Source organism: Actinotalea ferrariae, assembly GCF_019733465.1.
Taxonomy (GTDB): Bacteria; Actinomycetota; Actinomycetes; order Actinomycetales; family Cellulomonadaceae; genus Actinotalea; species Actinotalea ferrariae_A.
On the sequence record NZ_JACVQL010000104.1, the window covers coordinates 1 to 7,200 of the forward strand.

Here is a 7,200-nt window from a genome sequence, read left to right on the forward strand (position 1 = left end):
GCTCGACGGGCGACGGCGTCGGGACGCCGAGCGCGGCGGCCACCGCACCGGGGAACGGTGCGGCGGCCGCCTGCCACGCGGGCCAGTCCTCGTAGCCGCCGAGCGCGCTCGGGCGGCTCGGAGCGCTCGGCCCGCGGGTGGGGACGTCAGCCACCGATGATGGCCTCGACCTCGCTGATGAACCGCTCGGCGGCGTCCTCCGGGGTGAGCCGCTCGAAGAGGACCTCGTCGTTGAGGCGGCCGAGGATCGCGGCCATCTCGCCCGCGCCGACCGGCGGCACCGGCGGGCTGTCGACGATCTCGTCCTCGAGGTCCGCGACGAACTCGGCCGACTGCTTGTCCGTCTCGGGCAGCTCGGCGACCACGCGCTCACGGGTCTCGAGGTTCACCGGCAGGCCGAGGTCGGCCATGATGATGTCGCCCGCCGTCTCGGAGTTGAGCATGAAGTCGATGAACATCGCGGCCTCCTCCGGGTGCTCGGACGTGGCGGACATGGAGGCGTACAGCGCGGGCTTGTAGTACATGCCGGTGCGCTCGCCGCTCGACTCACCGGGCCAGCGCAGCAGCTCGAGCTCGTGCCCCGCGGCGTTCGCGATGGCCGTCAGCTGGTTGGTCCACTCGGCCATCGTCGCGCCGCGGTTCGTGGCGACGAGCGACTGCTCGGGACCCATGTTGAGCATCTCGGACGACGCCGAGGCCGGCGGCTGACCGCCCGACTCCTGCAGGTCCAGCGACATCTGCCACCACTCGGCGATCGTCTCCTTCGAGACGCCGAGCTCGCCGTCCTCGGTGAAGAGCTGCTCACCGTGCTGCCGGGCGAAGATGTTCAGCCCGGCGTCGTTGCTGCCCCAGTCCTGCTTGCCCCACAGGTCGTCGCCCGCGGCACCGACCTGCGTCGCGACGTCGTGGAAGTCGTCCCAGGTCCACGTCGTGTCGTCCGGCATCTCGACGCCGGCCTGCTCGAAGACGGCCGGGTTGGCGACGATCGAGAACACGTTGGTGCCGGTCGGGATCGCGTAGAGGCCGTCGTCGACCTCGCCCGTGGCGACGAGCGCCTCGTCCATCGCGGAGGTGTCCACCGCGTCGGAGAGGTCCGCGAGCACGCCGCGCTCGGCGTACTCGCGCAGGTAGCGCTGCTCCTGCATGAGGACGTCCGGGGTGTCACCGGCCGCGACCGTCGTCGCGAGCTTGTCCCAGTAGCCGCCCCAGTCGGTGAACTCGGGGACGATCGTGATGTCCGGGTGCTCGGCCATGAAGGCGTCGGCGACCTCCTGGTACATCTGGTGGTAGTGGTCCGACCCCCACCAGGCGAAGCGGATCGTGGCCTCCCCGCCTTCCCCGCCACCGTCGTCGTCCGCCGTCGCGCCGGCGCCTGCGTCGCCCTGCGCGCAGCCGACGAGGAGCAGGGAGCCCGCGGCTAGCGTGGCCGCCCCGCGAGCTATCCGCCGACGGCGGCGCGCGGTGGGCTGGGTGGTCGCGGTACGACGGGAAAGTTGCACGGGTACTCCAGGGTCTCGTCCGGTGGCGTCGTTGCCGGCCGGCCACGAGGGTCAACGGGCGGAGCGAAGATGGAATGCGCTTTCCATCTTCAGCGGTGACTTGTCGGTCGTCAAAACCGCGGTGCGCTTGAGCGCGTCCGGCATCGAGCGTCGCTCGCCCGGGCCGACCTCGATCTGCGCCGCTCAGCTCGCGCTGCCCCGCAGGACTTGGTCCGTCACGATGACACGAGGATGGATGTCGATCACGAGGACCCCGTGATAGTCCGGCACCCCGTACCGCGCCTCCACACTGGTGCGCGACATGCCGACGATGCGGAGGTCCGTCACCGCGTCACGGACGACGTCGGCGACGAGGACGCCGTCCACCCACCACCGGTAGGCGACGATCTGCTCCATCAGGTCGTAGGTGAGCTGAAGGGCCTCTCCCCGGTCCGCGTTGACGAAGCGCAGCACCCGCCCGCCGTACTCGTCGATGGGCTCCGGTTGCACCCCGAGCTCTTCCAGGAACTCCTGGTCACTCGGGACGAACATCGGCTCGATCTTCACTTCGTGGCTCCGTGGACGGGCGGGCGCGTGTCACACGATGTAGCGGGGTTCCTTGCCGACATAGATCTGGTAGCTCTCGTAATGGGCGTTGTCGTCGACAATCTCCAGACGGGATGGGCGGCCGGCGAATGCCACCACGACCCTGCCACTCGTGCCCCACTCGACGTGCTCCACCGTGGCGCCGACTGACCCTACGAGCTCGGTGGCAACCTCGAGACGCTCCGTGGAGCCTCCGTTCCCGTCGAGAAGAGCCATGTTCGTCTCCACAGTGATCTCGACTCCTTCGTCGAACCGGAGAATCACCTCGTTCTCGCCGAAGCAGACCTGCGTCAGCGCCAGCCCTCGGAGGAACGTCAGATCGGCACTCGCTGGTAGCCCATACATCAGTTCTCCCAATAGTCGTCCGGCAGAGGCACATGCGTTCGGGAATTGAATTGCGGTTTCGTCCCAGTACCCGGCTGGCGCCCGGTGCTCGGGTCAATGTAGTGGCCTTCGTCGCTCTTGAGCCGCCAGTACCCGTTCGGGTACTGCTCGGTCGGACGCATCACTCGGAGCTCGTACCCGGGCGGCACAGACGTCGGTGGAAGCTGCGGGGGATTCGTCGGGGGCATGAAGGTCTGCGCCGGCTTCGGGGCGCCACTGCCTCCGCCGCTCCCGTTCGGGGTGGCTACTGGCGGTGCCGACGAGGTCTCGGGCGGTCTGGCCGGTGGCGGGATACGCGGTGGAGCGGCGTGCGTGAACCTCAGTGCACGCACTGTCGCACCCGCTCCTACCGCGGAAAGCGCGAGGTCGGGCGCGATCGAGCCCCACCAGCGAGCAGGGTTGTCCTCGAGGGTCTGCAGATCGAGGAGCACTGGGACCGCCTGATCGGGATTCGCCGAGAGGTACTCGGCCGCGGCGAGCAAGGCTTCTCCGTCGGCCTGCGCCTCGGCGACTACGCCGTCGTGGTCGACGATGATTCGGGTGACGAGCACGATCGGCAGCACTTCGGAGGTCGCGGTGGCGGCCCACTCGCCGAGGGCTGCGAGGAACTGGTCGGTGTGCCAGCGCCCGTCGGGAAGGCCGTCAGACAGCTGATCCAACAGCTCGGCGGCCGCCTGCGCCGAGAGCCTCACCTCGCGCCGCGCCTCCGCGAGCACCCGCTCAGCCAGGGCGCGCAGGTTGAGGAAGTCCGGGGTGGTGCCGAACGCGGGCTTCGGCGGGAACGGGGTCTGGTCGGCCCGAAAGAGAGATGGCGCCGGCGCCAAGTTCGGTGACGTCGGGGCGATGGATTCGGCGGCAGCCCAGAGCTCCACGGCAGCAGCCGCGCGTTCCTGTCGCCACGCGAGGACGTCGGCGTGGCAACGCAGCACCGTGGCCGCCACGCGGAACGTCTCGGCGACGGCGGCGAGCGACGTCTCGAGCGCCGATCTCCGATCGGCCCACCCGGCTGCTGCCTCGCCGATCCATCCCGCGACCTGCTGGTGCGCGACGTCCGCCGCGGACAGGTCGATGGAGCCAGCATCAGCCTCTAGGTCCGCGGCGTCGGTGTGAAGCGCCTCGACGGAACCGAGGATCAGCAGTCCCGGGTCGGTCGTCGAGGCGAGCGTCGCGGTCACAGCGCGTATGCGGGAGCGGTCGACGGGAACAGCGTCGGGGCAAGCAGGTCGGTCTCGCGCGATGCCGTGACTGACGCGCGGATGTTCTCGCCCGCTGTGACGACCTCCTCGCCGAGCCCGCGGAGGGTGTGACCGAACCGCGCGGTGAAGCGCTCCGCGGCCGCAGAGAGAGGTGCGCCGCCGTAGGCACCGCTGCCGAGCAGCAGCCCGGCCCTGCCCTGGGCGCTCAGGTCGTCGCCCACGCCGAGCAGCACCGACCCGCTCGCCCACGCCTCGTCGTAGTCGAGCTCGAACCCGTCCGTCACCGGCATCAGCCACCTCCCGTTGTCGAGAGACTCCCCGACGTGGGAGCGGTACAGCGCTTGTCCACAGGTGACACCGGCGGCCTCGTGGCACGGTGCCGCCGTGGGGACGCCCAACAGGCGCGAACACATCGCGGAGCAGCGACGGGCCAGCCGGGGGTGCGGGGGACGGCAGTCCACCGCCGCGCGATGTGCCCGGCTCGATGCCGAGGAGGCCTGTGACGATGATGGCGGGCCGGCGGACCGGTCGGTCGGTAGCATCCCAGGGCGACAGGGTCCACGGGGGACCCGACAAGGGGGAATCATGCGCCGCACCGCCATCCGCGTCCTTACAGCTCTCGCCCTGGCGACCGGCGGCGTCATGGTCGCCGGTCCCGCCCAGGCGGACGTGATCTGCGACCAGCCGTACCGCCACGGCAACGCGGTCTCCGTCTACTGCGGCGGCGGGCAGGGCCAGTACCGCGCGGAGGTCACCTGCCGGAGCGACTGGAACGCCCGGACCTACTCGTCCGTCGGCCCGTGGCGTTGGGCCGGCGGGTCGAACGCGTCCACCGCGAGGTGCGACGCGGGTGACTTCCTGATCGCTGCTCGGATCAGGGCCGCGTGAGGTCGGGGCGTAGCAGCCGCTGAATCGGCCCCATCCGCAGACCTGGGTGACTCCTGTGACGGAAGGCTGCCAGGCCTGACCTGCCGCAGCGGTTGTCCGCAGGTGTGAAGGGCGCTCAGCCCACCGCCGACACGTGCGTCCCCTGCTCGACCAGCGCACCCTCCGTCAGCGCCGCTGAGAGGACGCCTTCGAGCCGCGGGCGGACCTTGGACGCGACGCGGGCGATGCCGAACACCTGCGCGGTCTGCCGCACCAGGTCGTCGCGCTCGATGCCGTGCGCTCGGCGGGCGACGTCGACCATCGCGTTGCGGAGCTCGTCGTACGGGACGTCGGCGACGTCGCGCGCACCGTCGGCCGGCGGACGGTAGCCCGTCCACGTCGCGGGGTCGAGGTCGCGCGGCCACGCGACGACGTCGCCGTTGGGCGCCACGCGCACCTGCTCGCTCGGGACGACGGCGACCAGCGCCTCCCGCCGCGACTCGCGGAGGCTGTAGAGGTCGAAGCGTCGCGCGGTGATGCGCACGAGGCGGTCGAGGAGCATCGGACCCTCGATGGCCAGGACCTCGTCCATCTCGGCGCGGACCCGCTCGAGGTTCCTGGGTCGGTGCAGCCCGTCGAGCACCGTTGTCGAGCCGGTCGGGTACTCGCTCGCCCGCGTCCACCACCCGCTGCCGTGGGGCGGCGGCGGAACGGCGTCGGCGTCGGCGGCCTCCGACGACGGCTCGTCCTCGTCGGCCTGGCCGACGGTCGGCAGGTCCTGGATCGGTTCTCCAGCGACGCCGTCGCCCGTGCCGGGCGCACGGTGCGCGCCGAACCCGTCCCCGCCCTGCGTCGGCACGTCCTCCACCGGCAATGCGTCGTCGACCGGCGCGACGTCGCCCGGGACCACCTCGACGAGCGGCCCGCCCGCCGCCGGCGCGGCATCCGGGTTCCGCGCCGCGTCCACGACCGCCTGCACGACGGCGTCCCGGTCGCGCAGCCAGGTCGGCAGCCACACCTGCACCACACGCGACCAGCCCATCGACCCCTCGAGCACCGTCCGCGGCAGCCCCTCGCGGTCCGTCACCGTGGTGCGCCGCGACCACGCCGGGCCGTCGAGCATCACGGCCACCCACGGCAGGTCGGCCGACGCCCGCACGGCCAGCTCGACCGTGAAGTCCGACAGCCCCACGTGCGTCAGCACCTCGAGCCCCGCCTCCCGCAGCGAGCGCGCGACGTCCTCGAGGTGCAGGTCACGCGGCCGCTCGCGCACGAGACCCGCGCGCTGCGGCCCGTGCTTGGCGAGCAGCAGGTAGTCGCGCAGGTCCGCGAGACCTTGCGACGACGAGCCCGAGAGGTCCAGCTCCTCGGGCTCGAACGAGGACAGCACGACGACCTGCTCCTTGGCGCGCGTCACCGCGACGTTGAGCCGCCGCTCACCGCCGCTGCGCGTCAGCGGCCCCCAGTTGAGCGGCACCCGCCCCCGCGCGTCCTTCGCGAACGCGAGCGTGAAGATGATGACGTCGCGCTCGTCGCCCTGGACGTTGTCGAGGTTCTTGACGAACAGCGGCTCCTCCTCGCGCGCGAGCGCCGCCTCGACCAGCGCGTCCCCCGAGCCCTCGAGCAGGTCGAGGATGAGGTCGCGCTGCTGGGAGTTGAACGTCACCACGCCGATCGACCGTTCAGCGTCCTGTCGCAGCAGCACGCCGATCTCGTCGACCACCGCGTCGGCCTCGGCCCGGTTGACCCGCGCCGCCCCGCGCGAGCCGCCCTCCCAGACGCCGTCGACCCGTCGCCACGAGACGCCGAGCCCGTCGCGCCGGCCGGGCGGCGTCGGGAAGCTCGCGAGGCGGTTGTCGTAGTAGGAGCGGTTGGAGAACGCGATGAGCGTCTCGTCGCGGCTGCGGTAGTGCCAGGACAGGGAGAGGCTCGGCAGCCGCGACTCCTTCGCCTCACCGAGGATGCTCTCCATGTCCGCCGGGACGGTGACGTCCTCGACCACCGTCTCGTCGTCGTCGCCCGCGGACGCCGCGAACATCGACGTCGGCGGCATCTGCTTGGAGTCGCCGACGACGATCACGGACGCCCCGCGGCCCATCGCGCCCACGGCCTCGGCGACGCGGATCTGCGACGCCTCGTCGAACACGACGACGTCGAACCCGATGCCCTCGGGCGGCAGGAACCGGGCGACCGAGCTCGGGCTCATCAGCAGGCACGGCGTGACCTCGGTGATGATCGAGCCGTAGCGCGCGAGCAGCTGCCGGATGGTCAGGCCGCCGCGGCGCCGGCCGAGCTGGGCCATGAACTCGCTGCTGCGGCCGGCCCGCACGCGCGGATCGAACGTGCGGGCGGCGACGATGCGCGCGGGCAGCTCGACGCGCATGCGCTCGCGCACGTCCTCCCCCGTGTCGAGGAACCGCCCGGTCAGTCGCGCACGCTGCCGCTCGTCGAACGCGCGCAGCCCCGTGGCGTCGAGGCGCTCGGCGACCACGGTCTCCGCGAACGCGAGGCGCACGGCCTCCTCGGCGGAGTCGCCGTCGAGCCGACCCGAGCGCACCAGGCGCCCGACGTCGATCGCGCCCCACGCGTCGAACGCGCCGATCGCGCCGCGCAGGCGCGACCAGCGCTGCAGCCGCACGAGCGCACCGGACCGCGCGTCGGCCTGCCAC

Annotated in this window: 7 protein-coding genes; 1 reads left to right on the forward strand and 6 read right to left on the reverse strand. The window is 71.8% G+C overall.

All coding sequences use genetic code 11. From position 1 onward, the window contains the following. Nucleotides 1-146: 146 nt before the first annotated feature. The 5 genes from ICW40_RS09180 to ICW40_RS09200 all read right to left on the reverse strand — a co-directional run bounded on the left by ICW40_RS09180 (nt 147) and on the right by ICW40_RS09200 (nt 3,954). Nucleotides 147-1,499 (reverse strand): ABC transporter substrate-binding protein, encoded by a 1,353-nt coding sequence (locus tag ICW40_RS09180; protein WP_221653526.1) that lies wholly within the window; start codon nt 1,497-1,499, stop codon nt 147-149. 183 nt (nt 1,500-1,682) lie between these two features. Beyond that, a complete protein-coding gene (locus tag ICW40_RS09185) occupies nt 1,683-2,045 on the reverse strand; it encodes a hypothetical protein (protein ID WP_221653527.1) in 363 nt (120 codons plus the stop codon). 30 nt (nt 2,046-2,075) lie between these two features. After that, nucleotides 2,076-2,429 (reverse strand): DUF6188 family protein, encoded by a 354-nt coding sequence (locus tag ICW40_RS09190; RefSeq protein ID WP_221653528.1) that lies wholly within the window; start codon nt 2,427-2,429, stop codon nt 2,076-2,078. Next, nucleotides 2,429-3,643 (reverse strand): putative T7SS-secreted protein, encoded by a 1,215-nt coding sequence (locus ICW40_RS09195; RefSeq protein ID WP_221653529.1) that lies wholly within the window; start codon nt 3,641-3,643, stop codon nt 2,429-2,431. Before ICW40_RS09195 ends, ICW40_RS09190 begins: the two co-directional genes overlap by 1 nt. Further along, nucleotides 3,640-3,954 carry a hypothetical protein gene (locus tag ICW40_RS09200; RefSeq protein ID WP_221653530.1) on the reverse strand — a complete coding sequence of 105 codons (315 nt, stop codon included), beginning with the start codon at nt 3,952-3,954 and terminating at the stop codon, nt 3,640-3,642. Before ICW40_RS09200 ends, ICW40_RS09195 begins: the two co-directional genes overlap by 4 nt. A gap of 295 nt (nt 3,955-4,249) precedes the next feature. On the opposite strand from ICW40_RS09200, the gene ICW40_RS09205 reads away from it, so the two are divergent. Beyond that, complete coding sequence (locus ICW40_RS09205) at nt 4,250-4,552, forward strand: hypothetical protein (protein ID WP_221653531.1); 303 nt, start codon at nt 4,250-4,252, stop codon at nt 4,550-4,552. A 115-nt stretch (nt 4,553-4,667) separates the two neighbouring features. Here the strand turns inward: ICW40_RS09205 and ICW40_RS09210 are convergent. Next, on the reverse strand, nt 4,668-7,200 hold a 2,533-nt coding region (locus tag ICW40_RS09210; protein WP_260458998.1), incomplete at its 5' end, for an AAA domain-containing protein.